This window comes from Novosphingobium sp. Fuku2-ISO-50, assembly GCF_001519055.1.
Taxonomy (GTDB): Bacteria; Pseudomonadota; Alphaproteobacteria; order Sphingomonadales; family Sphingomonadaceae; genus Novosphingobium.
Window position 1 is genome coordinate 119,024 of record NZ_KQ954291.1, and the last position, 26,164, is coordinate 145,187.

A 26,164-nucleotide genomic window follows, 5' to 3' on the forward strand; every position below is an offset into this window, starting at 1 on the left:
CGATTGCAACCGGCAATATGGGAACGCCGCCCGGCCATGGGAAGGGCGGCGGCGATCATGCGGAAGGATTTCGCGAAGGCGGGGCGGATGCCTTGCCGAACGAAGCTTTGCCAAACAGGGCGTCGGCGGCGGCGCGATGCGAACGGGCGCGGTCGCGGTGTGCGGCTGTCCGGGCGATTTCCGCTTCGAGCAGGGCGATGCGTGCGGCCAGTTCATCGACCGAAAGATGGTCGAGCGATTCCCTTGCCAGTTGACTGGCCAGATCCCCGATCGGGCGCGGGCGATCATCTAAATCCATTGCAATGCACAATGTGGCGCCTTCGTCCTTGCTGTCAACCTGTCGTGTGGGTAGTGCGGACGAAAGGATTCCCAGGCGGGGGGAGCCAAACCGTGTCACTGAATTTCAATTCAATGCTTGCGAGCTTGCCGGCGACGATGGTGGCAATTGGCATTGCCGCGCCGGGCGGGCCCGAAGTGCTGCGCGGCGAAGACATCCCCGTGCCCGTTCCCGGGCCGGGGCAAGTGCTGATCCGCGTCGCCCATGCCGGGGTCAATCGGCCCGATGTGGTGCAGCGGCAGGGTTTCTATCCCGCGCCGCCGGGCGCATCGCCCATTCCGGGGCTGGAGGTTTCCGGGCATGTCGTTGCCGCAGGTGACGGGGTGATCGATCCTGCGCCGGGCATGGCGGTGGCGGCGCTCGTCAATGGCGGCGGCTATGCGCCCTTTTGCCTGGCCGAGGCGGACCATTGCCTGCCCGTGCCCGAAGGATTGTCGCTGGCCGAAGCGGCGGCCTTGCCCGAAGCGCTGTTTACCGTCTGGCACAACGTGTTCGAACGCGCCTATGCCCGCGACGGCGAAACGATTCTGGTCCATGGCGGGACCAGCGGAATCGGGACGATGACGATCGCGCTGGCGCGGTTGTTCGGTCTGGCCACGATCGTCACGTGCGGCAGCGCGGACAAGTGCGCGCGCGCGCTCGAACTCGGCGCCGATCACGCGATCGACTACAAGACCACCGATTTCGTTGAAGAAGTCGCCGCGATTACCGGCAAGCGCGGCGTCGAGATCGTGCTCGACATGGTTGCGGGCGACTATGTTCCGCGCAATCTCAAATGTCTGGCCGATGATGGGCGTCATGTCACCATCGCGGTGCAGGGCGGGGTGCGTGCGCAAATCAACATGGCCGAAGTGATGCGCCGACGGCTGGTCCTGACCGGATCGACGCTGCGCGCGCGCAGCGATGCGTTCAAGGCGGCGCTGGCGTCGGAAATTCGCGAAGCGGTCTGGCCGCTGGTGGGCGAGGGGCTGTTGCGCCCGGTGATGGATGTGAGCTTTCCCTTGGCAGACGCCGCCGCCGCGCATCGACGGATGGAACAGGGCAGCCATGTGGGCAAGATCGTGCTGGATGTCGATTAGGCGCGAAGCCTGCGGGAATATCCCTGTTTGGGCTTGCCGTTTGATCGCTCCTCGCCTACATCGGCAGAGTCGAGGCCGCCCTGCATGGGGCGGCCCTTATTGTTTTCACAGCTTTCCATAGAAGAGGTTTTCGTGAGCCAGCAGCAGCCCACGTATCCGTTGATGCCACACGCGACCGCGTCGTGGCTGGTCGACAGCACCGCGCTGACTTTCGAACAGATCGCGGAATTCTGCGGCCTTCATATCCTCGAAGTGCAGGCGATGGCCGATGACCTGGCCGGTGCGAAGTACACCGGGCGCGATCCGGTCCATTCGGGCGAATTGACCCAGCTCGAAATCGAGCGCGGCCAGGCCAATCCGGAATATCGCCTGAAAATGCAGCGCGCCCCGCTGTCGATCAACCGCACCAAGGGCCCGCGTTATACCCCGGTGTCCAAGCGCCAGGACAAGCCCGACGGCATTGCCTGGATCTTGCGCCATCATCCGGAAATTTCCGACGCGCAGATCGGCAAGCTGATCGGCACCACGCGCAACACCATCGCCGCGATCCGCGATCGCAGCCATTGGAACATCTCGAACATCAATCCCAAGGATCCGGTGACTTTGGGCCTGTGTTCGCAGCGTGAACTCGATTCGCTTGTCGCCAAGGCCGCCAAGCGTTCGGGCGTCGAAGAGGAAGACCACAGCGACAGCCGCCTCGGTTCCGACCGCGATGCGCTGATCGAAGAACTGCGCGCCGAACGGCAGGCCCAGGGCCGCGTCGCCGCCGAAGCCGCGCAGGAAGCCGAAGCCGCCGCCTGGCTCGCCCAGCGCCGCGCCGAGGGCCGCTCGGACAGCTGAACCACGGTTTGACGCCATGAAAAAAGGGGGCGATCCGGCAGTCGGATCGCCCTTCTGCCAAGTGCGCGAAGATATGATGGATATTGAGTCTAACGACTCTTTTTCGGCGCTTTCAGGACTTTCTGTGTAGCTTTGATTTCTGCGATTGCCCGATCAGCCTCGGCATGACGCAATTCCTTCTGGGCGGCCTTGTACTTCCCGTATTCTCTTTCTGCGTGCTTCTTTGCATCGGCCATGGAAACCCTTCCGCCGCCTCGCAGGATGCTTCGCCCCAAGCCTTTCAACTGAGCTTCCAACAGAGCTTCAGCCTCGTTCATGGTTGTAAGGCGGCCTATGTCCATTTGATCCTCGAAGATATCCAGCAAGATCGTCGTAAGGCGATTCAATTCCTTGACTTCCAATTCCCCCAGATAGTTCTTTGAGATCCCGACATCGGCCTTTCTGATGTTCTCATTTGGCCATGAGCGGAGGCCCATATTGGGCTCATTAGTATCGGCACGGTTCCTCAAGATCTCAGCGGGTGTGTTAGAGCACACTGCATGGACGATCTTCGCCTGCGTGTTCCGATAGAATTCGTGCCACTCATCAGACTGTCCGTCATAGTCTTGGCACATGGCGCAAATTGAACGAAGCTCCCGATAAACATTCGCCTCGTCTGAGCGAATGTCACGGATAATCTCTTTAAGTTCTGCAATGCGGTCTCTGTTCGCCGGATTTTTCAGCCGAGTCGCGTCGACGATAAAGCCCTTTGTGGCGAACTGGACAAGCTTATCTGTTGCCCACTTGCGGAACAGTGTGGCTTGTTTCGAGGCTACACGGTAGCCTACGGAGATCACCATATCTAAGCTATAGAGTGTTGCAGGGCGTCCTAGAGATGTTTGCGATTTCCGCAAAGAAGTCGCCTCATCCAACTCACCTTCCTCAAGGATGCTCGCGATGTGCCGGGAAACGTTGGAAACATCTCTGCCGTAGAGCCCAGCGATCTGTGCCTGCGTCATCCACAGCCCATCGCCCTCGTAGGTCACCTCGACGTGAACGCCGATCCCATCGCCATAGATGAGAAAACGGTCGCCGGTTGCCTTATCCTCATGAAGATGGACAGGCTCTAGATCAGGCATTGGTGACGCTCCTTGGCTCGAACGAATGGGGAACGATACCATCTCGTTGCAGCAAGGCCCAAGCCCTGCGCAGATGTTATTCACATTGCGTTTGCCAACCGAAAACGGTCCTTGGACATTGCTCGGCGTCAGCCGATCAGGGCGAGACCCGGGCTGCCGGCGCCGTCGCGGCGGGCAAAGTGTCCTTCGACGTGGGCGCCTTGTTCGACGGTCAGCGCGTCATAGCGCACGTCGCCGCGCAGGGTGGCGCTGCGCAGGATCACTACGTGCGCCGCTTCGACCGGGCCTTCGACCGTACCGGCCAGGCGGACGCTTTGCGCGGAGATCGATCCGGTGATCGTGCTGCCTTCGCCCTGGACGAGCGATTTGCACACGACATCGCCTTCGATCGTGCCATCGACGTGCAGATCGGCCTCGGCGTGCAACGCGCCGCGCAGGACGAGATCGGCGCCGAGCACCGAAAAGCCCGGATCGTTGCTGCGGTTAGCCATGGTCTGGACCCTTTCCGGCCTCGTGGTTTTCCGGGAAAACATGCGGGAACGGGGCCTCCAGAAACGGGCGCGGATTGACCGGTCGGTCGTTGACGCGGACTTCGAAATGCAAATGCGGCCCGGTCGAGCGCCCGGTGCTGCCGATGGCGCCGATTTGGGTGCCGGGCGTGACTTGCTGGCCCATGCGGGCCATGATCCGCGACATGTGGGCATAGCGGGTGATCAGGCCGTGGCCGTGGCTGATTTCGACGCAGTTGCCATAGCCCTGCCGCACGCCGGTAAAGCTGACCGCGCCGGCGGCGGCGGCAAAGATCGGCGCGCCTTTGGGCCCTTTGAAATCAAGCCCTGGATGAAACGCCGCGCCGCCTTCGATCGGATCGCTGCGCACGCCAAAGCCCGATGAGATCGTGTCGAAACTGGCGGGCATGGTGTTGGGGATATGGGCAAGGCCGGTGTTCATCGCGCTCATCCGGCCAAGGCTGGCGGCAAGGCGCAGGAAACGCGGATCGAGATTGCCGCCGATCCGGATCAGCGGACCGCCTTGCGCACGCGCATCGTCGGCCACGACGCTTTGCGGATTCAGCCCGACTTTGCGGATCGCGCCGCTGGCGGCATTGGCGCGATCGTCGGCAAAGCGGGTCAGCCGTTCGGCAAAGGCGATCTGGCGCGCTTCGATCCGGGCGAGGCCGGTGGCTTCGGGCATGGCTTGCGAAATCTTGCGCACGGTCCTGGCGGTTGCGCCCGAACTGTCGCTTACCGTGCCTTTGGGCAGCGAATCGGGGATTGGGCCGATGACGCCCTGGACCGCCTTTTCGAGGAAATCCTGCCGCCGCTTGAGATCGCCGGCCACGGCGTCGAGATTGGCGCGATAGCGCGCAACGCGGCTTTCGGCGCCGGCCACCGCCGCTTCGCGTTCGAGCAGCGCGTGATGGTCGGCCCCGGACGCCATCTGCCCGACCAGTGCCCAGCCCAGCACGCCGACCCACACCAGCACCAGCGCGGCGATGCCGCCGGCGATGGCGGCCTGCACACGCGTCGAAATGCGCACGAAACGGACATGGCCTTCGCTGCGCATGAAAAATTCGCGTGTCGGAAACCAGCGTGTCAGCCGCGCGGCCAGATAGGTCCGGGCTTGGGCATACCGGTCCATCAGGCGCGCAACAGCACCCTCCGGCGCGGCACCCGGGCGGGTCCGTGCAGTCATGTCATTCCGGCCTGGCAAACGGGCGACCCTTTGTTCCTGGCGATCATGGCATGCGTCCCGCCCCCGCGAGACTGCCGAACGCCATACGACCGCGCGCATAGGCGCACGGGGTTGGCATCGGGGCGGGGAATCGGCAGGCCGTGCCCGGCGAGCGATCAAACGAACCGATCCGGACAAAAACCGGCAACCATGATCGGCGATATGGCCCGCTTCAGCGGCAATGCGGGCCGCGACTCGGAGCGCGGGACCGAGGAGCCCGGGGGCTGACACGTCGGCGCGGGCATGGTACGGCCCCGCGCATGGCAACCACCCTTGAACATGCGGCCGAATCTGCGGCCGAAAGCGTGACCGATCTCGTCCATCGGCTGGCTCGCGAGGCGCGACTTGCGCAAGGCGTGCTGGCGCGAATGTCGGCGGCAGACAAGGAACGGGCCTTGAAGCTGGCGGCCGAGGCGCTGCGCCGCGCTGCGCCCGAAGTGCTGGCGGCCAATGCGCGCGATATTGCGGCGGGCGAGGCCAATGGCCTGTCGGGCGCCATGCTCGATCGCTTGCGGCTCGATGCCGGGCGACTGGAATCGATTGCCGCCGCTGTGGCCGCTGTTGCGGTGCTGCCCGATCCGACCGGCGCGGTGATCGACCACAGTACGCGGCCCAACGGCATGGTGCTCGAACGCGTGCGCATCCCGATCGGGGTAATCGGCATCATCTATGAAAGCCGCCCCAATGTAACCGCCGATGCCGCCGCGCTTTGCGTGCGCGCGGGCAATGCCGTGCTTTTGCGCGGCGGGAGCGAGGCGGTTCATTCGAATCGCGCGATCCATGCCGCGCTGATCGAAGGACTGGTCGAAGGCGGCGTGCCGGCGGCGGCGGTGCAATTGCTGCCGACGCAGGATCGCGCGGCGGTCGGCGCGATGCTCGGTGCGGCAGGGCTGATCGACATGATCGTGCCGCGCGGCGGTAAAAGCCTGGTCGCGCGGGTCCAGGCCGATGCGCGCGTACCGGTGCTGGCGCATCTCGACGGCAACAATCACACGTTTGTCGACCGCTCGGCCGATCCGGCGATGGCGGCGGCGATCGTGCGCAATGCGAAGCTGCGGCGCACCGGGATCTGCGGGGCGATGGAAACCCTGTTGATCGATGCCTGCTATCCCGATCCGCACGGGCTGGTCGAGCCCTTGCTCGATGCGGGATGCGAATTGCGCGGCGATCCGCGCGCGCAGGCGATCGATCCGCGCATCCTGCCTGCGACCGATGCCGACTGGGATACCGAATATCTCGACGCGATTCTTGCCGTCAAAGTGGTCGACGGGCTCGACGCGGCGCTGGCGCATATCGCGGCGCACGGGTCCGGGCATACAGACGCGATTGTCGCCGGCGATCCGGCCGTTGCCGAACGCTTCCTTCAGGAAGTCGACAGCGCGATCGTGATGCTCAATGCGTCGAGCCAGTTTGCCGATGGCGGCGAATTCGGGCTGGGCGCGGAAATCGGCATTGCCACCGGGCGGCTGCATGCGCGCGGCCCGGTCGCGGTCGAAGGGTTGACCACCTACAAGTGGCTGGTGCGCGGCACCGGCCAGATCCGGCCCTGAAGGCACGCCATTCTGGCTCGGCATGGCAAGACGATCGGGCTGCTCGGCGGCAGTTTCAATCCCGCACACGGCGCGCATCGCCGGATCAGCCTTCACGCGCTCGCCGCGCTGGGGCTTGATGAAGTGTGGTGGCTGGTATCGCCGGGCAATGTGCTGAAACCGGCCGAAGGGATGGCGAGCCTGCCCGCGCGCTATGCCTCTGCGCGACGCGCGGCCCGCACGAGCCCGATTCGCGTAACCGCGATCGAGGCGGAACTGGGCACGCGCTACACCGTCGATACCTTGAAAGGCATCGTGCGCCGATACCCGCGCAATCGCTTTATCTGGTTGATGGGGAGCGACAATCTGGCGCAGTTTCACCGCTGGCGTGACTGGCGCGGGATCGCCCGATTGATGCCGATTGCAGTTATCGCCCGTCCGGGGTATGATGCCGGCGCTATGGCGAGCCCCGCCATGGTCTGGCTGCGCCGCTGGCGCCGGCGGCACGGGCAGGATCATCGTTTTGCCAATGGCTCATTGGCAAGAGACGGAATTGGCGCAAGGCGGAGTATTCCGGCGCTGTTTCAGTTGCGCTTCGATCCCGATCCTCTGTCGGCCACGGCCATTCGCGCCGCCGACCCGGATTGGCATCGCCGCATTCCCGCCGGTTCTCTGCGCGATATGCTGACGAAACACCCGGTTCGGCAAACCCTGCGAAAGGGACGGTCCTGATTCGTCGGGTTCGCCCTTGCCGGTTCTCGCCCTGTTCGGCGGGGGCCGTTTTCGCGCTTTCACCCCTTTTTTCCTTCACCCCTTTTTCAATTGCGGAGCCCATCGACACTCCATGACCGATGTCCAACCGATTCTGGCCGAGGCCAGCGCCGCCCCCCACTCTGCCCCTGTTTCGGCCCAAGTGCCTTTGCCCCAAGTGCCTTTGCCAGAGCCGACTACGCTGCACGAGCTCGTGATGCGCTCGCTCGACGATGATCAGGCGCAGGAAGTCGTCTCGATCCCGCTCGAAGGCAAAAGCAGCATTGCCGATTACATGGTGATCGCTTCGGGCCGTTCGACGCGGCAGGTCGCCTCGATGGCGCAAAAGCTGGCCGAGCGCATCAAGCACGCCGGTTTTGGGCATGTCCGCATCGAAGGCCTGCCGGCAGCCGACTGGGTGCTGGTCGATGCCGGCGATGTGGTGGTGCATCTGTTCCGCCCCGAAGTCCGCTCGTTCTACAATCTCGAACGCATGTGGGCATTCGGCGATCAGGGCGCGGCCTGACGTCAAAATCGGGGATTCTGGTCGGGGCAAAACTCGGCTAGGGCCTGAGGATGCAGTTGCACGTCATCGCTCGGGGCAGGATCGGCCGCTCGCCCGAGGCGGATCTGGTCGAACGCTATGCCAGGCGCATGGCGACCGGGCCGCTGGGCGCTTTGCGGATCACCGAATTGCCCGACCGGGGCGGTACTTTGCCGCCCGTGCCGACCGGCGCGCTCCGCACGGTCGTGCTCGATGAACGCGGGCGTCAATTGGGCTCGGGCGAATTTGCGCGCGTGCTCGAACGCTGGCGCGATGACGGGGTGCGCGAGGCGCGTTTTCTGATCGGCGCGGCAGATGGCCATGACGAAGCCTTGCGCGGCAATGCCGACTTGCTGCTCGGCTTTGGGCCGATGACCTGGCCGCACATGTTGGCGCGGGTCATGCTGGTCGAACAATTGTGGCGCGCGACCAGCATCCTTGCCGGCCACCCTTATCATCGTGAAGGCTGACGGCGCGATGCGGCGCGGTCCGATCGGCCCCAATCTGATCGGTCCCGTTCTGGCCGGGGCGGCCATGCTGATCTGCGTGGCGGGCGGTGCGTTGGCGCTCGATGCGCCTTATGCCAGCCGGGGCGAGGCGGGCGCTGCGCTGGGGCAGGCGACGCGTGCGCTGGCCGATGCGCAGTCCCGCGCCGCGCGGCTTGATCACGAAGCCGCCCTTGCGACGCAGGCCGCCGACCGCACCGCGCGCGAAGCCGCTGCAATTGCCGCGAAAATACAGCAGGCCGAAGCGGAAATCGCGCTCGCCCATGCGCGCATTGCGGTGATCGATCATGAACGCGCCGATTTGCGCGCCGGGATCGGGCGGCGCGAACAGCCGCTGGTGCGGCTGACTGCGGCCTTGCAGATGATCGCGCGGCGGCCGCTGGCGTTCAGCCTGATGCGCGCCGACAGCTTGCGCGAAACCGTCTGGCTGCGCGCCACGCTCGAAACCATGCTTCCGCAAGTGGCGCAGCGCACGGCCGCGCTGCGCGCCGAAATCGCGCACTTGCGGCAATTGCAGGATCAGGCGCGGGCGCTGGCCGCCGGGCTGCAAACAAGCCAACGCGACCTCGGCGCCCGCCAGAAAGACCTGATCGCGATGGAAAGCCGCCAGCGCATCGCCTCGCGCGCGGCAACGGGCAATGCCGGACGCGAGGCCGATCGCGCGCTCGCGCTTGCCGAACAGACGCGCGATCTCGGCGCGCTGGTCGCACAACTGGAACAGGACGATACGCTGGCCGGGCGGCTGGCCGCGCTGCCCGGTCCGATGCCGCGCCCCCTGAATTTCGGCGGGGCGAATCTCGGCGGGGCAGGCGTGGTTCCGGGGCGCCTGCTGATGGTCGAACAGACCAATGGCGGGCCGCCGCTGGCCCATTTCACCGGGATTCTGCCGGTCACCGGCCGTCTGCTCAGCGGCTTTGGCGAGACCGGCGCGACCGGGCCGCAACACGGCATCGTGCTGGCGCCCTCGGGCGGAGCGCAAGTCGTGGCCCCGGCGGCGGGGCGGATTGCCTTTGCCGGGCCCTATCGCGGCTATGCCCATATCGTCATCATCGCGCATGATGGCGGGTGGTCCTCGCTGGTCACCGGGCTTGGGCGGATCGATGTCGCGGTGGGTGACGCGGTGGTTCAGGGCGCGCCGCTGGGCGTGGCCGAGCCAGGCCATCCGCGCGTGATGGTCGAATTGCGCAAGGACGGCGCGCCGGTCAACCCGATGGAATTTCTGCACCCGTGATCGTCTGCTTCACGACACCCTTCCCCCATCGGCCATCTGGTATTCGTCGCGCGGCGCGGTTACATGCCTGAGATAAAGCGCCCCGCAATTGCGACCGAACCCAAGCGAAAGTTCCCCATGGCGAAACGCCTCACTCTTGTCTTTCGTGCTTCTGCCCTTGCCGTCGCGATCGCGCTGGTGCCGGTTGCGACGGCTGGCCTTGCCGCGATCGACGCGCGCTCCGGCCCCGAATTCGGCAAGTTGATCGCGGTCTATGACCGGATCAAGGAAAGCTATGTCGATCCGGTCGACGACGACAAGCTGCTCAAGGGCGCGATCAACGGCATGCTGGCGACGCTCGATCCGCACAGCGCCTATCTCGACGCGCGCGATTTCACCAATCTCAAGACGCAGACCGAAGGCTCCTATGGCGGGCTCGGGCTGAGCGTCACGATGGATGACGGCGCGGTCAAGGTCATTGCCCCGACCAAGGGCAGCCCCGCCGACAAGGCCGGGATCAAGGCCGGCGATTTCATTACGCATATCAACGGCAAGCTGATCTATGGCGGCACGCTCGACGATGCGGTCGATCAGATGCGCGGGGCACCGGGCACCAAGATCAGCCTTACCCTCTATCGCGCCGGACGCGACGATCCGATCGAGGTGATGATCACGCGCCAGATCATCGAATTGCAGCCGGTCGATTTCAAGGTCGTCAACGGGATCGGCGTGATTTCGGTATCGAGCTTCAGCGCCAATGTCGCCACCCAGGTCAACGACGCCTGGGCCAAAGTCCGCGCGGCGACGGGGGGCCATCCGGCGGGGTTGATTCTCGACTTGCGCGGCGATCCGGGCGGCTTGCTCGATGAGGCGGTGGCGCTGTCCGACTTGTTCCTCGATAAAGGCACGATCGTCTCGCAGCGAGGGCGCTATGCCCGCGACAACGAAGTCTACAACGCGACGCCGGGCGACATCGCGCGCGGGCTTCCGATCGTCGTGCTGGTCGATGAAGGCACCGCTTCGGCATCGGAAATCGTCGCCGGGGCGCTGCAGGATCAGCATCGCGGCCTGATCATGGGCCAGCGCAGCTTTGGCAAGGGCAGCGTCCAGACGCTGATCCCGCTGGGCAAGGATACCGCGATCAAGCTGACCACCGCGCGCTATTACACGCCTTCGGGCCGTTCGGTGCAGGAAGGCGGGATCAGCCCGGACATCGCCGTGCCGCAGATTTCCGATCCGGATCTGCGCAAGCGTGCGGCGCGGTCCTATCGCGAAAGCGACTTGCGCGGCCATCTCGTCAACGAGATCAAGGACGACAAGGAGCTGGAAAAGGACGCTGTCACCGATCCACGTTTCAAGATGACCCCCGAAGAGCTCAAGGCCAAGGGGATCGACGATTTCCAGCTGTGGTATGCGCTGCAGACCATCGGTCGCACCACGCCTGCCGCGCTGGCCGCGCGAAAGCATTGACATGACAGCATCTCCTTCCGTCTCGCCGCTCGCCCGCCTGTTGGCCATGCTCGTTCCGGCGGGCGCGATGGCGACGGCGCTCGTCGCGCAATACGGCTTTGCGCTGGCACCGTGCGAAATGTGCTGGTGGCAGCGCTATGCCCATATCGCCGCATTCGTTGCGGCGCTTCTGGCGCTTGTGGTGCGCGATCCGCGTGCTTCGCGGCTGCTGTTCTGGCTGGCGGTTGCGGGAATTGCGGCCAGCGGGCTGATCGGCGGCTATCATGCGGGCGTCGAATATCATTGGTGGCAGGGGATCACGACGTGTTCAACGATCCGGCTGTCGGGCGGCGATGCGCTTGATGCCATTCTCAACGCGCCGGTGATCCGCTGCGACGTGCCCGCCTGGACGCTGTTCGGGATCAGCATGGCCGGGTATAACTTCATCGGCTCGCTGGGCGCTGCGGCTGTGATCGGCCTGCTCGCCCGGCGCGGTCGATAAGGACGGTTCATGGACAAGACACAGCGCGATACGATGATTCGGGTCGATCAGGCCGGCGAATATGGCGCGACGCGAATCTATGCCGGGCAATTGGCGGTAATGGGCGACCGCGCGCCCCATGCGGCAGACATCCTGCACATGGCGCAACAGGAAGAGGCGCATCGCGCGCGGTTTGATGCGATGATCGTCGCGCGCGGCGTGCGCCCGACGCTGTTGCAGCCGCTGTGGTCGGCGGCGGGCTTTGCGCTGGGCGCGGCAACCGCGCTGATCGGGCCCGAGGCGGCGATGGCCTGCACCGCCGCGATCGAGACCGAGATTGAACGGCATTATACGCAGCAGCTTGACGAACTGGGCGATCACGACGCCGAGCTGGCCGACACGATCCGCGAATTCCGCGATGACGAGCGCGAGCACCGCGACGCCGCGCTGGCCGCAGGGGCCGAGCGCGCACCCGCCTATCCGCTGTTGTTCCATGCCATCCGCTTCGGCTGTCGCGCGGCAATCCGGCTTTCGGCAAAGCTGTAGTGCCGGTTTAATTGATTATGGCCAAGGATCGGACTTCATCTACCGTTCAAGGGTGGATGCCCCTATAGGGGGACGATCCCAGTCGGAGGTTGCCGTGATGAACCGTTTGATCCTACCCGCCGCGTGCGCCGCGCTTGCGGCATTCGCCATGGCCGCGCCGCTGCCTGCGCTCGCCGCTGAAAAGGGGGGCGAAAAGGTCAACCAGTTGATCGTCTATGGCAAGGATCCCTGCCCTGCATCGACCGATGACCAGATCACCGTCTGCGCGCGCAAGGACGAAGGCGAGCGCTTTCGCATTCCCGAAGACTTGCGCGAAAACCCCAATCAAAGCTCGAACCAGGCCTGGACCGACCGGGTCAAGGCCTATGAAACGGTCGGCGCGTTCGGCACCAATTCGTGCTCGCCGGTGGGCGCCAGCGGCGATACCGGCTGTCTCGCGAAACTCATCAACAACGCTTATGCCGAACGCAAGCAGTCGAGCAGTGTCCGTTTCGGCAAGCTGATCGAAGCCGAGCGGGAAAAGCGCCTTGAAAGCGTCGATGCCGATGCCGCCGCCGAACAGGCGCGCGTCGAATCGCTGGAAAAGGAATATGACGCCCGGCTCGCCAAAGAGCGCACCCAGGGCGATGCACCGCCCGCCGGCGCTCGCCCCGCGCCGGGATCGCTGGCCGCGCCGCCGGCCGATGTCGAACAGGGCGGACACCAGTAACGCACGAAAAAGCCCCGGTCGCCGCATGGACGCCGGGGCTTTTTCGTGGAAGCGTCCGATCAACCCAAAGCGATGTCGGGCGCGTCTTCCTGCTTCATCCCGACGAGGTGATAGCCCGCGTCGACATGGTGTACTTCGCCGGTCACGCCCGATGCGAGATCGGACAGGAAATAGAGGCCTGCGCCCCCGACATCCTCGATCGTGACATTGCGGCGGAGCGGCGAATTGAGTTCGTTCCATTTGAGGATATAGCGAAAATCGCCGATCCCGCTAGCCGCCAGAGTCTTGATCGGGCCGGCGGAAATCGCGTTGACGCGGATCCCCGAGGGGCCGCAGTCGTTCGCGAGATATTTCACGCTGGCTTCGAGCGCGGCCTTGGCGACGCCCATCACGTTGTAATGCGGCACAACCTTTTCCGCGCCGTAATACGTCAGCGTCAGGATCGAACCGCCCGCCGACATCAGCGGCAGCGCCCGCTTGGTCACCGCCACCAGGCTGTAGGCGGAGATGTTCATGGTCATCAGAAAATTGTCGAGCGTGGTGTCGTAATAGCGCCCGCGCAGCTGGCTCTTGTCCGAATAGCCGATCGCGTGAACGATAAAATCGATCGTCGGCCAGCGTTCCGCCAGCGTTGCAAAGGCCGTGTCGAGCGCATCCATGTCGGACACGTCGCATTCGATCAGGAAATCGCTGTCGAGGCTTGCCGCCAAGGGGCGCACACGCTTTTCCAGGGCATCGCCCTGATACGAAAACGCCAGCTCGGCGCCCGCCTCGCGCAGCCTCTTGGCAATTCCCCAAGCCAGCGACTTGTCATTGGCGAGGCCCATGATCAGGCCGCGCTTACCCTCCATCAGTCCGGTCATGCGCCCTCATGTTCGCTTGTCATCAGCCTGGCCCAACAGATCGCGTTCCTCCGGCGTTTCGGCCAGCGCGGCATTGAGTTCGGCACCTACCACCATCCCTAAGCCGACCAGCCAGAAAAAGAAAAGCGCGATCATCACTCCGGCAAGGCTTCCATAGGTAAGATCGTAGGTAAAAAGATAGCGCATGAGCTTTGGCAGCGCGATGGTGATGGCCTGCCACCAGACGGTGACGAACAGCGCGCCGGGCCATTTGGGATAGCGCCGCGGGCGATAATCGCTGGGGCACAAGGTAATGAACAAGACCCACAGCGCCCCGAACAGCAAGGGGGTCGGGGCAAAGCGCGACAGCGCCAGCCCGGTGATCCAGCCATCGAGCTGCGGCGCCAGCGCAAACAGCGTTTCCTGCGCCGCGCCGAGCGCGACCTGCACGGTAATTGCCATTAAAATCAATATGACAGACGCGATGATCAGCCCGGTTGAGGCAAGTCTGCGTCGCCAATAGGCGCGCGTGACGCGCGTGCCGTAGGCGCGGCGCAGCATGTCGCGAATCGTTTCGACAAGGCTGCCGACGGTCCATAAGCCGACTGCGCCGCCGATCCACAACAACGAGCCGGTGCGCGCGGCGAGCACGCCGTGCGCGACCGGTTCGAGCACGCTCGCGACATCGCCCGGCAGCGCGGAAAGCACCGTGCGCAGCGCTGCCTCGCGCGCACTGGCCCGGCCGACGAGCGAAAACAATGCTGCCCCGGTGATGCAGAAAGGAAACAGTGAAATCAGCACCATGTAGGCGAAATTGCCGGCGTGGATGGTGCCGTCGTTGAAAACCCCGGCCCAGACCCGGCGCAAGACGCGCACTGCGCGCAGCCGCGATCGGAAATTCAGCCGCGCTCCGTCGAAATGATCATGCCAGCGCAGCGCGCGTTGTCGCCGCGCCTCGGGCGACAGACTGGCAAGCTGCGATTCGGGTACGGCGACGCGCAGGATGCGGGGCTGGGCGGGGATGCGAGAGTGGGGGGCGCCGGGATCGCCCGGATCAGGACCGGGCGTCATGGCTCAAAGGCCCAGACGCGCGCGCGGATTGCGCGTATCGTGCCAGCCTTCGAGTCGCTGCTTGAGATCGGCGTCGTCGGGGGGCAGGTCGATCTGCAGCGTGACCAGCTGGTCGCCGCGCTCGCCGTCCTTGCGGCTGAAGCCCTTGCCCTTGAGCCGCAGAGTCTTGCCGCCGGTTGTCCCCGGCGCAATGGTCATCATGACCGGCCCGTCGACCGTCGGCACCTTGATTCGCGCGCCGCCGACCGCTTCGTCGAGCGTGATCGGCACATCGAGGCGGATATTGTCTTCGTCGCGCTCAAAGAACGGATGGGCTGCGATCTCGATCGTGACAAGCGCATCGCCAAAGCCGCCCGGGCCCGGATCGCCTTTGCCGCCGAGACGCATCTGCTGACCATTTTCAAGTCCGCTGGGCAGCTTGAGGTCGATCGTCTTGCCGTCGCGGAGCGTGATTCGCTGCGGCGCACGGGTCGCGGCGTCGATGAACGGGACGACCAGCCGATAGGGCACATTGGCCCCGCGCGGCGGGGGGCCGCGCCGCCCGCCGAAACCGCCGCCGCCACCACCACCACCGGCCCCGCCGCGACCGCCGAAGAGGCCTTCGAACAGATCGCTCAGATCGGGCCCGGCGCCTTCGCCCGGGCCGCCCGAAAAGCCTTCGAAACCGTCGTGGCGGAAACCGCCCTGGCCTCCGCCGGCACCACGGCCAAAGCCGAACGGTGCGGTGGGGTTGCCATCGGCATCGATCTCGCCGCGATCGTATTGCGCCCGCTTGTCCTTGTCGGACAGGAAGTCATAGGCGTTGGTCACTTCGCCGAAGCGTTCGGTCGCGCGCGGGTTGTCCTTGTTGCGATCGGGGTGCAATTCCTTGGCAAGGCGGCGATAAGCGGCCTTGATGTCCTTTTCGCTTGCGCTGCGATCGACGCCGAGGGTGGTGTAAGGGTCTGCCATGGTACTGATAGCTAGGTTCTCCACCCTGTTCCTGCAAGCTTTCCCATCGGGGCGGCTGGGCAGGCAGGCCGGTTTCCCTTAAACCAAACGCACCGGCCTGTCGTTGACGATGGTCATGGCCGATGACGATCGCAGGGCCCAAAGCATCCCCACCAGTCAATCCAACGGAAATCATCCTGTCATGTCCGAACCAGCCGCACCTGCCGACACCATTCCCCATGGCGACCCCTTTGCCATTTTCGAAGACTGGTTTGCCGAGGCGCGGGTTACCGAGCCGAACGATCCCAACGCCATGGCGCTGGCGACGGCAACGCCCGATGGCCGGCCCTCGGTGCGGATGGTGCTGTTGAAAGGGCACGGGCCGGACGGCTTTGTTTTTTACACCAATTTCGAAAGCCGCAAAGGCCACGAACTGGCTGCCAACGGCCATGTCGCGCTGCTGTTTCACTGGAAAAGCCTGCGCCGTCAGATTCGCATCGAAGGGCCGATCAGCGAAGTGACTCCGGCTGAGGCCGATGCCTATTTCGCCAGCCGCCATCCCGAATCGCGGCTGGGTTCGGCTGCTTCGGACCAGTCGCGCCCGCTGGAAAACCGGCAAGTCTATCTCGACCGGGTCGCGGCGGTGCGCGCGCTCTATCCCGATGGCAATGTGCCGCGCCCGGCGCACTGGTCGGGCTATTGCGTGCGGCCCGAAGCCATCGAATTCTGGCATGATCGCGAATTCCGCCTGCATGAACGACGCCGATTCGTGCAGAGCGCAGATGGTGGCTGGACCAGCACCATGCTCTACCCCTAAACGCTTGCGCGATGACCGATACCCGATCCCGGACAGTTTCCGCGCATCATCATGCCACCCGTCATCACGGGCGCCTGAACCGACGCGCCGCGCTCGCCTCGATCGCGGTGGCGACGTTGCTGCTCGCGCTCAAGATATGGGCGGCGATCTCGACCGGGTCTTTGGCCATGCTCGGCAGCCTTGCCGATACCGGGCTCGATCTTGTCGCCAGCCTGTCGACGCTGCTGGGGGTATCGATCGCGGCGATTCCCGATGATGCCAACCACCGTTTCGGCCATGGCAAGGCCGAGGCCCTGGCGGCCATGTTCCAGGTCGTGCTGATTTCGCTGTCGGCGATCGGCCTGGCGTTTCGGGCGGTGGGCCAGATGTTCGGCCATGGCGGGGTCGAAGATCCCGGCGCGGGAATTGCCGTCTCGGTCGTGGCGATCGGTGCGACTTTGGCGCTGGTTGCCTATCAGCATCATGTCATCCGGCGGACGCGGAGTCTGGCGATCGCCACCGACCATGTGCATTACCGTGCCGATCTGGTGCTCAATCTGGCGGTGATCGCGGCGCTCGCAATCGATCATTGGGGCCATGTCCAGGGGGCCGACGCGGTCTTTGCGCTCGGCATTGCGGGATGGCTCGGCTGGGGCGCATGGAACGCGTCGCAAGATGCGATCGAACAATTGATGGATCACGAATGGCCGTTGGAAAAGCGCGAGCGGTTCCTGGCCGTGGCGGCGCGTCACCCCGCGCTGAGGGGCATTCACGATTTGCGTACGCGCACCAGCGGCCATCGCGATTTCGTGCAGTTTCACGTCTGGGTCGATGGGGCGATGACCGTGACCGAGGCGCATCGCGTGATGGATGAAGTCGAGGCGGCGCTTTCGCAGGAATTCCCGGGGACCGAGATCCTGATTCATCCCGATCCCGAAGGGCTGGTCGACGAAGTTTCGTTCGCCGCGCAGGATCTTCTGGCAGCGGGGTCCGATGACGAAAGCCCGGCCCTGGCGGCGCAAGGCGGGCCCAAAATCTAGCGAAACAGGCCGACGATGTCGCCAAGGCGCGATGTTACCTGATCGAGGTGATCCTCAGGCGTCATGCCGAGGCGCACCACGACCAGCCGGCGCGAGGGCGAAACCAGCACGTATTGGCCCAAATGCCCTTCACAGGCGAACAGATCGGCGGGCCCCTTGTCCGGAAACAGCGAGGCGGTGCCGCTTGTCGCGTGGCGGTTCAGCCAGATCTGCGCACCATATTGCGCCTCGCGCGGGGAAGGCGCAGTCATGAAATCGATCCATTGGCGCGGCACCAGCTGCACCCCGCCCGCCACGCCGCGATGGCGCAGAAATTCGCCGAACAGCGCCCACTCGCGCGCGGTGGCATGGATCGCGCTGCCCCCGACCATCGTGCCGGCCGCGTCGAATTCGGGCGCGGCCGAATGCATGCCCACCGGATCGAACAGACGCGTGCGCAGATAGTCGAGCACTGCCCGGCGCCGCATGTCGGCACTGCCGCCCGGCGCCAGGACGCGCGCGGCAAGATCGGCCAGGATCACACTGGTATTGGTCGAATAGACCCATTTCTTCCCGGCATCGTATTGCAACGGCTGTGCCTCGGCATAGCGGGCCATGTCGTCGCGGCCATCGAGGAACAACATCCGCACTTCGTCGGATTCATAGGGCGGATTGCCCGCCTCGACATGGCGCAGGCCGGATCGCATCTGCAGGAGCTGGCGCAGCGTGATTTCGCCGCGCGGGTCGCCGGGGCGCTGCCACAGCGGGATCGGCGCGGGATCGTCGAGCCGCAGGCGCCCGTCGGACACCAGCATGCCGATCAGCACTCCGGTCACCGACTTGGCCATCGACCAGCTGATGAAGCGGGTATTGCGATCATAGCCCGGTGCATAGCGTTCGGCGACCAGCTTGCCCTCGTGCCACACGATCAGCGCGCGGGTCTCGCCTGCGTCGGGCGCGGTAAACAGGGCATCGATGCGCTGCGCCAGCGCCTCGCGACCGGCATCGCCGGGGTCGGCAACGACGGCAGCCAGTGCCGCCGGGGCAAGCGGGGGCGGCGCCGGTGCCGAATGACAGGCGATCAGCGCTGGCACCAGCGCGAGGGGAGCGATAAGGACAAGCCGGTCGGGAATCATCGTCCCTGACCCTTCACCGAGTTCGATCCGCCGGGCAATGACAAACACCAATCCTGATTCAGGTTCTCCCCAATTCGCTGCGGTTCAGGCGGCTGCGATTGCGCATACCGGCCAGCCGCGCCGGCGCTGGCGTCGCGGGCTGTGGCTCGTGCTGGCGCTGATCGTCGTGGGCGGTCTGGCCTGGGTCTGGACCCCGGCGCGGCGCTATGCGCAGACCGGCGCCTCGTATGGCGCGCGGGTGGCCTGTTCGTGCCGCTATCTCGGCGGGCGCAGTCTGGGCGATTGCCGCAAGGACATGGAGGGCGCGGTCGCCTGGGTCAGCCTGAGCGAAGACCCGGCTGCCCGCAGCGTGACGGCAAGCTATCCGCTGCTGGCACGCCAGACCGCGACCTATCGCGAAGGCTGGGGATGCCAGCTCGAGCCTTGGTCTGGCCCGCGCTAGGCCTTTTCGGTGCCTTCGATCCAGCCGCCGCCGACGACGCGGTCGCCTGCATAGATCACGGCCGCCTGCCCCGGCGCGACGCCGTATTCCGGGGCGACAAAGCGGATCGTGGTTGCCGCGCCTTCGCCCAGCGGGCCTTCGAGCACGATCGGCACGGGTTTTGCCAGCGAACGCACTTTTGCGGTCAGGGGCTCGCTGTGGGGCAAGCGGCCGATCCGGTTGGTTTCGCCGATGTGCGCAGCCGCAATGCCCAGCATTGCGCGCGGGCCGACCAGAACGCGGCGCCCCGGCGCATCGAGCGCGATGACATAGAGCGGTTCGGCCTGACCGCCGATTTCCAGTCCGCGCCTTTGGCCGACGGTATAATGGATGATGCCCTTGTGCGTGCCGAGCACCGCGCCGGTCGCGGCATGGACGATGTCGCCGGGCACCGCGCCTTCGGGGCGGATCGCGCTGACCACACGGGCATAATCGCCATCGGGAACGAAACAGATGTCCTGGCTGTCGGGTTTGGCCGCAACGCTCAAAGCCATTGCGGCGGCAATCTTGCGCACATCGCTTTTGGGCATGCCGCCGAGGGGAAAGCGTAAAAAGGCGAGCTGCTCCTCGGTCGTGCCGTAAAGAAAATAGGACTGGTCGCGCGCCGGATCGAGCGCGCGGTGGAGCGTCACGCCGGTTTCATCGGCGATCCGGCGGACATAGTGCCCGGTGGCCAGGCAATCGGCGCCCAGATCGCGCGCCATGCGCAACAAGTCGGTGAATTTGGGCCCCATGTTGCAGCGGATGCAGGGGATCGGGGTTCGCCCGGCGAGGTAATCGTCGGCAAATCGGTCGACCACCGCTTCGCGGAAATCGGATTCGTGGTCGAAAACATAGTGGGCAAAGCCGAGCCGATCGGCGACGGCGCGCGCGTCGCGGATGTCGTCGCCGGCGCAACAGGCGCCCTTGCGCCCGGTCGCGGCACCATGATCGTAAAGCTGCAAGGTGACGCCGATCACTTCCGCTCCGCTGGCCGCAGCGAGCGCGGCGACCACCGAACTGTCGACCCCGCCTGACATCGCGACCACGATCCGGCACGATTTTGCAGGTCTTGGCAGGTCGAACAGAGCGGCCGGATCGACGGGGAGATCGGCAGAAAACGGGGTGAAATGGGCAGTCATCCCCGCGCCATAGGCGTTTTTGCCCCGGCGCGCCATGGCCGGATGATGGACGCGATCCGGGGCGGCGAACAGGTTGCCGGCGCTTAATGATGCCTAATTACAGGTAAAGGCGGCTTTTACCGTCCCTTATCCACGTTGGGGGTAAGCCCGGTTCATGGACATGGGTTTTACCGATTCCCGCGCCTTTGACGCGAACGCTGTCGAAGCGGCCTTGCGCCCGCTCGGCTGGAGCGAATTATGCGCCCGTCTGGTCGCAGCGCAGGACTTGCGTCGCGCGCAGGCGGGGCAGCTTGGCCAGGTCGTGCTCGGCGCAGGGGCGGCCATGTCATCTGGGCGAGAGGCCGGCGAGCGAGAGTCTGGCAGTTTTCACCGGGGCGCTGCCCGCATGCTGGAGCACTTTGATGCGGGTAAGGATTGCATTAACCCAACCTCTTCAACCTATGGAAAAGACAATCAAGGCACATCTGTCGACAGCCGCCAAACTTCGCTGAGCGCTTGCTCGCTGCGCCAAGCCGACGAGAACTGTCATGATTGAAAACCAGAAAATCCGGCCTGCCCAGGTGATCGGGCCGCTGGGTGAGCCACTTACCCTGGACAGCCTGCCGCCGCCGACGACGACCCGCTGGGTCGTGCGCCGCAAGGCGGAAGTGGTTGCTGCCGTAAACGGCGGTTTGCTGACCATCGATGAGGTCTGCGAACGCTATAATTTGACGCTCGAAGAATTTGCCTCATGGCAAAGAGCGGTCGATCGATCGGGAATGCAGGGTCTGCGCGTGACGCGGATCCAGCATTATCGCGAACTTTACGAGCGCCAGCAGAAATATTGATCGCGCGATTTTGCCGGCGCATGGCCGGTACGCGTGCCCGATCTTTGCAGGACCGCCTGTCGGCAACGACAGGCGGTCCTGTCGTGTTTGAGTCGTGTTTGATCTGGGCCGTGGGGCGGCGGCGGATCGCAGACAAGTCGTTCGTAGACAGCGAATTGCAACTTGTCGGATCGCACTCTATGTCTTGGCCGGGATCGGTATGGCTTGGCATGAAAGGATCGCGTGGCCTGTGGGCATGCGCTATAGGCATGATCCATGTCGGGCCGATGCGGCATTTCTGTTCTGACCGGTCTGGCTTTATGGCCTTTTTCGTGCGCGACAGTCGGGGCGGCGGTCGATTTAAGTGGGCGACTTGACGGGTCGACTGGGGTGTTTGGTGGATACGATGACGAGCAGAGCCGGAGCCGTGAAGTCCGCAGAGTCTGGTGTGTCTGCAGCGCTTGCCGATACCGGGCATTTCAGCACCGGAGTCGAATCTGCGGCGGATGAAGCGCTTCGCGCCGATGCCGATCTGTCGGCGTCGGGTCCATCGCGGCGCCTGCTGGTCATCGGTATCGGCGCGGCGCTGGCATTGGCCGCCGGATGGTATGGTCTCGAACGGTTTCTTGCGCCGGTCGCCTCGGCGCAGGGCGAGGCCGGTGCGCAGACCGTGACGGTGATCGTTCCCGGCCGGATTTCCGTACAGGGCACTGTCAATGCCAGCGGTGCGCTGGCTGCGCGGCGCGATTTGCCGGTCGGCATTGCCGGCGAAGGCGGGCGTGTCGTTCAGGTGCTGGTCGATGCGGGCAGTTGGGTCGCCAAAGGTCAGGTGCTTGCCGTGGTCGATCGGTCGGTGCAGGCCGAACAGATCGCCAGCCAATCCGCCAATGTTCAGGTCGAAGAGGCCAACGCCCGCCTGGCGCAAAGCAAGCTGGATCGCTCGCTCAAACTTGTCGCCAACGGGTTCATTTCCAATGCCGACATCGAACAGCTTGTCGCCACGCGTGATGCCGCGGCGGCGCAAGTGCGCGTGTCGCGCGCGACGCTGGCCCAATTGCGCGCCAGCGCGGCGCGTCTGAATGTCGTCGCGCCCGAAGCCGGGCTGGTGCTGACCCGGCAGGTCGAACCCGGCCAGATTGTCAGCTCGGGCAGCGGTACGCTGTTTCGTATCGCCAAGGACGGCGAGCTGGAAATGCAGGCGCGCCTGTCGGAAAGCAATCTTGCGCGCATGGCGGTCGGCGATCCCGCCGATATCGTGCCGGTGGGGACGACGCAGCATTATACCGGGCATGTCTGGCAATTGGCGCCGACGATCGATGCGACATCGCGTCAGGGGATTGCGCGCATTGCACTGCCTTTTGACAAGGCGCTGCGTCCCGGCGGATTTGCCACTGCGACATTGCGTTCGGGGACGACGATCGCGCCGGTCCTGCCCGAATCGGCGATCCTGTCCGATGCCAACGGCCCCTTTGTCTTTGTTGTCGGGGTGGGCGACAAAGTCGAGCGCCGCGCGGTCGAAACCGGCGATGTCACCCCGGCGGGGATTACCGTGCTCAAAGGACTGGCCGGCAATGAACGCATCGTGCTGCGGGCTGGCGGGTTCCTCAATCCGGGCGACAAAGTGCGGCCGGTAAAGGGGCCGCCCATAACAGGACCGGGTGGCGCCGTTGCGGCGGCGCACTGACCGGGCGGCGAGGATAGCCCCATGAATTTTCGCAACTTGTCGGCGTGGTCGATCCGCAACCCGGTGGTGCCGATCGTGCTGTTCTTCGGGCTGACCATCCTGGGCGTGTTTTCGTTCGCGATGATGAAAGTCCAGAATCAGCCGGACATCGAATTTCCGATGGTCATCGTCTCGATCACGCAGCCGGGCGCTGCGCCGACCGAGATCGAAAACCAGATCACCCAGAAAATCGAATCGAGCGTTCGCACCATCGCGGGTGTCGACACGATCACGTCCACCGCCGAGGAAGGGCAGACCACCACCCAGGTCCAGTTCAAGATCGGGCAGGACATCAACGCTGCGGTCAATGAAGTGAAGAACGCGGTTGACCGGGTGCGCGGCGAATTGCCCGAAGGCATTCTCGAACCGCAAGTGTTCAAGGCCGAAACCTCGTCGGAGCCGATCGCCTATTTCGCGGTCTCGGCCGACGACATGACCATCGAACAGCTGTCGTGGTTTATCGATGACACCGTGGCCAAGCGGCTGCTGACGATACCGGGCATGGCCGAAGTGAAACGGCTGGGCGGCGTCGATCGCGAAATCACCGTTACGCTCGACCCGGCGCGGATGATGGCGCAGGGCATTACCGCGACCGAGATCAACGCCGCGCTGCGGCAGGTCAATATCAATGCCGCAGGCGGCCGCGCCGAAGTCGCCGGATCGCGCCAGGCCGTGCGAGTGCTCGGCAATTCGCGCACCGCGTTCGATTTGTCGCAGATCGAAGTCGGGCTGGCGGCGGGCCATACCGTGCGACTGGCCGATGTCGCCGACGTGCGCGATGCCTATAGCGAGATCACCTCGATCTCGAAGTTCAAGGGCAAGCCGGTGGTGACCTTCAGCATCGCCCGCGCGCGCGGCGAATCCGACGTTTCGGTCTATGATGCGACGGTCAAAGAGCTGAAAAAGATCGAAAAGGATCAATCCGGCGGCGTCCATTTCGAAAATCTTTTCAATTCCGTGACTTATACTCGCGATCAGTATCACACGTCGATGTCGTCGATGGTCGAAGGCGCGGTGCTGGCGGTTATCGTCGTGTTCTTCTTCCTGCGCGACTGGCGCTCGACGATCGTCTCGGCGCTGGCCATCCCGCTGTCGTCGATTCCGACGTTCTGGGTGATGAGCCTGATGGGCTTTACGCTCAACACGATGTCGCTGCTTGCGCTCGGGCTGGTGGCGGGTGTGCTGGTCGATGATGCCATCGTCGAGATCGAAAACATCGTGCGGCATATCCGCATGGGCAAGACACCGTATCAGGCGGCGATCGACGCTGCTGACGAAATCGGCCTTGCGGTGGTTGCCACGACATTCTCGATCGTCGCGGTGTTCCTGCCGGTGGCGCTGATGCCCGGCGTTTCGGGGCAGTTTTTCAAGAACTTCGGCATGACCGTGGTTGTCGCGGTACTGTTCTCGCTGCTGGTCGCGCGCATGATCACACCGATGGTCGCCGCCTATTTCATGACGTCGAAGGGCGAAGAGGAACATGGCGGCGGCGTTTGGATGGACCGCTACATGGCGGTGCTGCACTGGTCGCTCGATACCGGCAAGGCGGCGGCGCGGCGCGTCGGTCTGGAGCCGCGGCGCAGCGCGTGGTGGTATCCGGCGGTGCCTGCGCTGATCGGCGTTGTTGCAACAGGCGTGTTCGTCGCCGCGTTCAGGGCGATCTACAAGCCGCTGTCGCTGATGACGCTGCCAGGGGCGGTTGCACCGGTCGCGGCGCTGACCGGCGGGGCGCTGGGCGCAATCCTGGCGATGATCGCCGGCAGCGCGCTGGCGCGAATCGGCGGCGGGCCCCTCGCGATCTGGTTCAACTGGATCCGGCTGCGCATCAGGGCGCGGCTGGTCGATCACCGCTTGTGGATGATGGGCATCGGCTTTGGCGCGCTGGTCCTGACATTCGTGCTGATGGCGGCGCTGCCCACGCAGTTTTTTCCCGATACCGATGTCAACGAGAGTGAAATCGACATCGAGATGGTGCCCGGCACGACGATTGCGCAGACCGAGGCCAAAGTCGACGAAGTGCTCGGCCTGATCGCGCATCAACAGGAAGTCGCAATCGCGCTGGAGGCCATAAAGGAAGCCAAAGGCCAGATTTATATCCAGTTGCGTCCCGACCGCCATCGCACGTCTGTCCGGTTCGAACGCGATCTGACGCCCGTGCTGCAAAAGGTTGCTGATGCGCGGGTCAGCTTTGCCAACCAGAACGGGGCAGGGCCGGGCAGCGGATCGGGCCGCGCGATCAGCGTGATGCTGGCGGGATCCGACCCCGACTTGCTTCAGCGCACCGCGCAAACGCTCGTCACCCAGATGACCGGGCTCAAACAGGTGGTCGGCCCGCGCATCAGCGCCGATTTGCGTCGGCCGGAAATCGTGATCACCCCGCATTTCGACCTTGCCGCTTCGCTCGGGGTGACGACACAGACCCTGAGCCAGGTGATCCGCATCGCGACACAGGGCGAAATCAACCAGAACAGCGCGAAATTCTCGCTGTCGGACCGTCAGGTGCCGATCCGGGTCAAGCTGCCGGCCGAATCGCGGCGCGATCTGACCACGCTGGAAAACCTCCCGGTGCCGACCGTGTCCGGCGATTCGGTTCCGTTGTCCCGCGTCGCGACGATCGGTTTCGGGTCAGGCCCGACCTCGATCCAGCGCTATAATCAAAGCCGACGCGTGTTCGTCGGCGCCGATTTGCCGCCGGGCGTGGTAAAGGGCTCCGCGATGGACGCGATCAATCGCCTGCCGATCATGCTCCATTTGCCCGACGGGGTGTCCAACACCGCCGCCGGCGAAGACCGGTTTCAGGCGGAACTGATGCGCAATTTCGGGGCGGCGCTCGGGGCGGGGATCCTGCTGGTGTTTTCGGTGCTGGTGCTGCTCTATCACCGCTTCATTTCGCCGCTGGTCAACATGGCCTCGCTGTTCCTGGCCCCGCTTGGCGGTCTTGTGCTGTTGGCGATTACGGGCAGTCCGATCTCGTTGCCGGTGTTCATCGGCATGTTGATGCTGTTCGGCATTGTCGCCAAGAACTCGATCCTGCTGATCGACTTTGCGCTTGAGGAAATGGCCGTGGGCAAGCCGAGGCACGAGGCCATCATCGAAGCCGGGCACAAACGGGCGCAGCCGATCGTGATGACGACGGTGGCCATGGTCGCCGGGATGGTGCCGACCGCGCTGTCGCTGGGCGGCGATGGCGGCTGGCGTGCGCCGATGGGGATCGTGGTGATGGGCGGGTTGTCGCTGTCGACGCTGTTGACGCTGCTGATCGTACCGGCCGGGTTCAGTCTGGCCGACGGGATGGAAAAGCGGGTTGGGCCCTGGCTGGCGCGGCGCGTGCTGTCGCATGGGCATCACGAAGGGGCGTCGCCGCCCCGATTGCAAGCGGCTCAGAACCCGGCGGAGTGACACCCCTG

General features: G+C 64.7%; 27 protein-coding genes. 18 read left to right on the forward strand and 9 right to left on the reverse strand.

Going from position 1 to position 26,164, the window contains the following annotated elements; genetic code table 11:
* Positions 1 to 55: 55 nt before the first annotated feature.
* Positions 56 to 298 carry a DUF1192 domain-containing protein gene (locus AQZ50_RS11055; RefSeq protein WP_067746500.1) on the reverse strand — a complete coding sequence of 81 codons (243 nt, stop codon included), beginning with the start codon at positions 296 to 298 and terminating at the stop codon, positions 56 to 58.
* A 113-nt stretch (positions 299 to 411) separates the two neighbouring features.
* Here AQZ50_RS11055 and AQZ50_RS11060 point away from each other — a divergent pair, with 113 nt between their 5' ends.
* Positions 412 to 1,416, forward strand: coding sequence for an NAD(P)H-quinone oxidoreductase (locus AQZ50_RS11060; RefSeq protein ID WP_067746502.1), 1,005 nt, complete (start codon positions 412 to 414; stop codon positions 1,414 to 1,416).
* Positions 1,417 to 1,578: 162 nt separating this feature from the next.
* Positions 1,579 to 2,256: a DUF1013 domain-containing protein gene (locus AQZ50_RS11065; RefSeq protein WP_231730238.1), complete on the forward strand. Its 678-nt coding sequence runs from the start codon at positions 1,579 to 1,581 to the stop codon at positions 2,254 to 2,256.
* 89 nt (positions 2,257 to 2,345) lie between these two features.
* Here the strand turns inward: AQZ50_RS11065 and rhuM are convergent, their stop codons facing one another.
* The 3 genes from rhuM to AQZ50_RS11080 all read right to left on the reverse strand — a co-directional run bounded on the left by rhuM (position 2,346) and on the right by AQZ50_RS11080 (position 5,069).
* Positions 2,346 to 3,374: a RhuM family protein gene (rhuM, locus tag AQZ50_RS11070; protein ID WP_067746507.1), complete on the reverse strand. Its 1,029-nt coding sequence runs from the start codon at positions 3,372 to 3,374 to the stop codon at positions 2,346 to 2,348.
* Positions 3,375 to 3,502: 128 nt separating this feature from the next.
* Positions 3,503 to 3,865, reverse strand: a complete 363-nt coding sequence (locus AQZ50_RS11075) for a bactofilin family protein (protein WP_067746509.1) — start codon at positions 3,863 to 3,865, stop codon at positions 3,503 to 3,505.
* Entirely contained in the window at positions 3,858 to 5,069 is a 1,212-nt protein-coding gene (locus AQZ50_RS11080) for a M23 family metallopeptidase (protein WP_067746511.1), read from the reverse strand. Before AQZ50_RS11080 ends, AQZ50_RS11075 begins: the two co-directional genes overlap by 8 nt.
* Before the next feature lie 299 nt (positions 5,070 to 5,368).
* Between AQZ50_RS11080 and AQZ50_RS11085 the strand changes: the two genes are divergently transcribed.
* The 9 genes from AQZ50_RS11085 to AQZ50_RS11125 all read left to right on the forward strand — a co-directional run bounded on the left by AQZ50_RS11085 (position 5,369) and on the right by AQZ50_RS11125 (position 12,832).
* Positions 5,369 to 6,658, forward strand: a complete 1,290-nt coding sequence (locus AQZ50_RS11085; RefSeq protein WP_067746513.1) for a glutamate-5-semialdehyde dehydrogenase — start codon at positions 5,369 to 5,371, stop codon at positions 6,656 to 6,658.
* 12 nt (positions 6,659 to 6,670) lie between these two features.
* Positions 6,671 to 7,369 (forward strand): nicotinate-nucleotide adenylyltransferase, encoded by a 699-nt coding sequence (locus tag AQZ50_RS11090; protein WP_082703588.1) that lies wholly within the window; start codon positions 6,671 to 6,673, stop codon positions 7,367 to 7,369.
* 112 nt (positions 7,370 to 7,481) lie between these two features.
* Complete coding sequence (gene rsfS / locus AQZ50_RS11095) at positions 7,482 to 7,913, forward strand: ribosome silencing factor (protein ID WP_067746517.1); 432 nt, start codon at positions 7,482 to 7,484, stop codon at positions 7,911 to 7,913.
* 50 nt (positions 7,914 to 7,963) lie between these two features.
* Entirely contained in the window at positions 7,964 to 8,401 is a 438-nt protein-coding gene (locus AQZ50_RS11100) for a 23S rRNA (pseudouridine(1915)-N(3))-methyltransferase RlmH (protein WP_067746519.1), read from the forward strand.
* 7 nt (positions 8,402 to 8,408) lie between these two features.
* The gene (locus tag AQZ50_RS11105; protein ID WP_231730229.1) at positions 8,409 to 9,668 is read left to right on the forward strand and encodes a murein hydrolase activator EnvC family protein; all 1,260 of its coding nucleotides are present in this window, start codon (positions 8,409 to 8,411) and stop codon (positions 9,666 to 9,668) included.
* Positions 9,669 to 9,785: 117 nt separating this feature from the next.
* Positions 9,786 to 11,117: a S41 family peptidase gene (locus AQZ50_RS11110; protein ID WP_067746521.1), complete on the forward strand. Its 1,332-nt coding sequence runs from the start codon at positions 9,786 to 9,788 to the stop codon at positions 11,115 to 11,117.
* 1 nt (position 11,118) lies between these two features.
* Positions 11,119 to 11,598 carry a disulfide bond formation protein B gene (locus tag AQZ50_RS11115; protein WP_067746522.1) on the forward strand — a complete coding sequence of 160 codons (480 nt, stop codon included), beginning with the start codon at positions 11,119 to 11,121 and terminating at the stop codon, positions 11,596 to 11,598.
* Between the two features lie 9 nt (positions 11,599 to 11,607).
* Positions 11,608 to 12,123 carry a demethoxyubiquinone hydroxylase family protein gene (locus AQZ50_RS11120; RefSeq protein WP_067746523.1) on the forward strand — a complete coding sequence of 172 codons (516 nt, stop codon included), beginning with the start codon at positions 11,608 to 11,610 and terminating at the stop codon, positions 12,121 to 12,123.
* A 97-nt stretch (positions 12,124 to 12,220) separates the two neighbouring features.
* On the forward strand, positions 12,221 to 12,832 hold the full coding sequence (locus AQZ50_RS11125) for a hypothetical protein (protein ID WP_067746524.1): 612 nt from the start codon (positions 12,221 to 12,223) through the stop codon (positions 12,830 to 12,832).
* Between the two features lie 59 nt (positions 12,833 to 12,891).
* Here AQZ50_RS11125 and fabI read toward each other — a convergent pair whose 3' ends face one another.
* The 3 genes from fabI to AQZ50_RS11140 are packed head-to-tail and all read right to left on the reverse strand — an operon-like array spanning position 12,892 to position 15,696.
* Positions 12,892 to 13,695: an enoyl-ACP reductase FabI gene (gene fabI / locus AQZ50_RS11130; RefSeq protein WP_067746525.1), complete on the reverse strand. Its 804-nt coding sequence runs from the start codon at positions 13,693 to 13,695 to the stop codon at positions 12,892 to 12,894.
* A gap of 6 nt (positions 13,696 to 13,701) precedes the next feature.
* Positions 13,702 to 14,745 (reverse strand): YihY/virulence factor BrkB family protein, encoded by a 1,044-nt coding sequence (locus AQZ50_RS11135; RefSeq protein WP_082703589.1) that lies wholly within the window; start codon positions 14,743 to 14,745, stop codon positions 13,702 to 13,704.
* A gap of 3 nt (positions 14,746 to 14,748) precedes the next feature.
* Positions 14,749 to 15,696: a DnaJ C-terminal domain-containing protein gene (locus tag AQZ50_RS11140; protein ID WP_067746526.1), complete on the reverse strand. Its 948-nt coding sequence runs from the start codon at positions 15,694 to 15,696 to the stop codon at positions 14,749 to 14,751.
* Between the two features lie 181 nt (positions 15,697 to 15,877).
* On the opposite strand from AQZ50_RS11140, the gene pdxH reads away from it, so the two are divergent.
* Complete coding sequence (pdxH, locus tag AQZ50_RS11145; protein WP_067746586.1) at positions 15,878 to 16,492, forward strand: pyridoxamine 5'-phosphate oxidase; 615 nt, start codon at positions 15,878 to 15,880, stop codon at positions 16,490 to 16,492.
* Positions 16,493 to 16,503: 11 nt separating this feature from the next.
* Positions 16,504 to 17,511 (forward strand): cation diffusion facilitator family transporter, encoded by a 1,008-nt coding sequence (locus AQZ50_RS11150; RefSeq protein ID WP_067746527.1) that lies wholly within the window; start codon positions 16,504 to 16,506, stop codon positions 17,509 to 17,511.
* Here the strand turns inward: AQZ50_RS11150 and AQZ50_RS11155 are convergent.
* Positions 17,508 to 18,626 carry a serine hydrolase domain-containing protein gene (locus AQZ50_RS11155; RefSeq protein ID WP_067746528.1) on the reverse strand — a complete coding sequence of 373 codons (1,119 nt, stop codon included), beginning with the start codon at positions 18,624 to 18,626 and terminating at the stop codon, positions 17,508 to 17,510. The two genes, AQZ50_RS11150 and AQZ50_RS11155, sit on opposite strands and share 4 nt — an antisense overlap.
* A gap of 37 nt (positions 18,627 to 18,663) precedes the next feature.
* Between AQZ50_RS11155 and AQZ50_RS11160 the strand changes: the two genes are divergently transcribed.
* Positions 18,664 to 19,068: a hypothetical protein gene (locus AQZ50_RS11160; RefSeq protein ID WP_231730230.1), complete on the forward strand. Its 405-nt coding sequence runs from the start codon at positions 18,664 to 18,666 to the stop codon at positions 19,066 to 19,068.
* Here the strand turns inward: AQZ50_RS11160 and mnmA are convergent.
* Positions 19,065 to 20,228 (reverse strand): tRNA 2-thiouridine(34) synthase MnmA, encoded by a 1,164-nt coding sequence (gene mnmA, locus AQZ50_RS11165; RefSeq protein WP_231730231.1) that lies wholly within the window; start codon positions 20,226 to 20,228, stop codon positions 19,065 to 19,067. The two genes, AQZ50_RS11160 and mnmA, sit on opposite strands and share 4 nt — an antisense overlap.
* Positions 20,229 to 20,382: 154 nt before the next feature.
* On the opposite strand from mnmA, the gene AQZ50_RS11170 reads away from it, so the two are divergent.
* The 4 genes from AQZ50_RS11170 (at position 20,383) to AQZ50_RS11185 (ending at position 26,156) form a co-directional block, all read left to right on the forward strand.
* A complete protein-coding gene (locus AQZ50_RS11170; protein WP_067746530.1) occupies positions 20,383 to 20,763 on the forward strand; it encodes a hypothetical protein in 381 nt (126 codons plus the stop codon).
* The gene (locus tag AQZ50_RS11175; protein WP_067746531.1) at positions 20,756 to 21,055 is read left to right on the forward strand and encodes a CtrA inhibitor SciP; all 300 of its coding nucleotides are present in this window, start codon (positions 20,756 to 20,758) and stop codon (positions 21,053 to 21,055) included. Before AQZ50_RS11170 ends, AQZ50_RS11175 begins: the two co-directional genes overlap by 8 nt.
* A 427-nt stretch (positions 21,056 to 21,482) precedes the next feature.
* Positions 21,483 to 22,718, forward strand: coding sequence for an efflux RND transporter periplasmic adaptor subunit (locus AQZ50_RS11180; protein ID WP_067746532.1), 1,236 nt, complete (start codon positions 21,483 to 21,485; stop codon positions 22,716 to 22,718).
* Between the two features lie 21 nt (positions 22,719 to 22,739).
* Positions 22,740 to 26,156: an efflux RND transporter permease subunit gene (locus AQZ50_RS11185; RefSeq protein ID WP_067746533.1), complete on the forward strand. Its 3,417-nt coding sequence runs from the start codon at positions 22,740 to 22,742 to the stop codon at positions 26,154 to 26,156.
* The last annotated feature ends 8 nt before the right edge of the window (positions 26,157 to 26,164 follow it).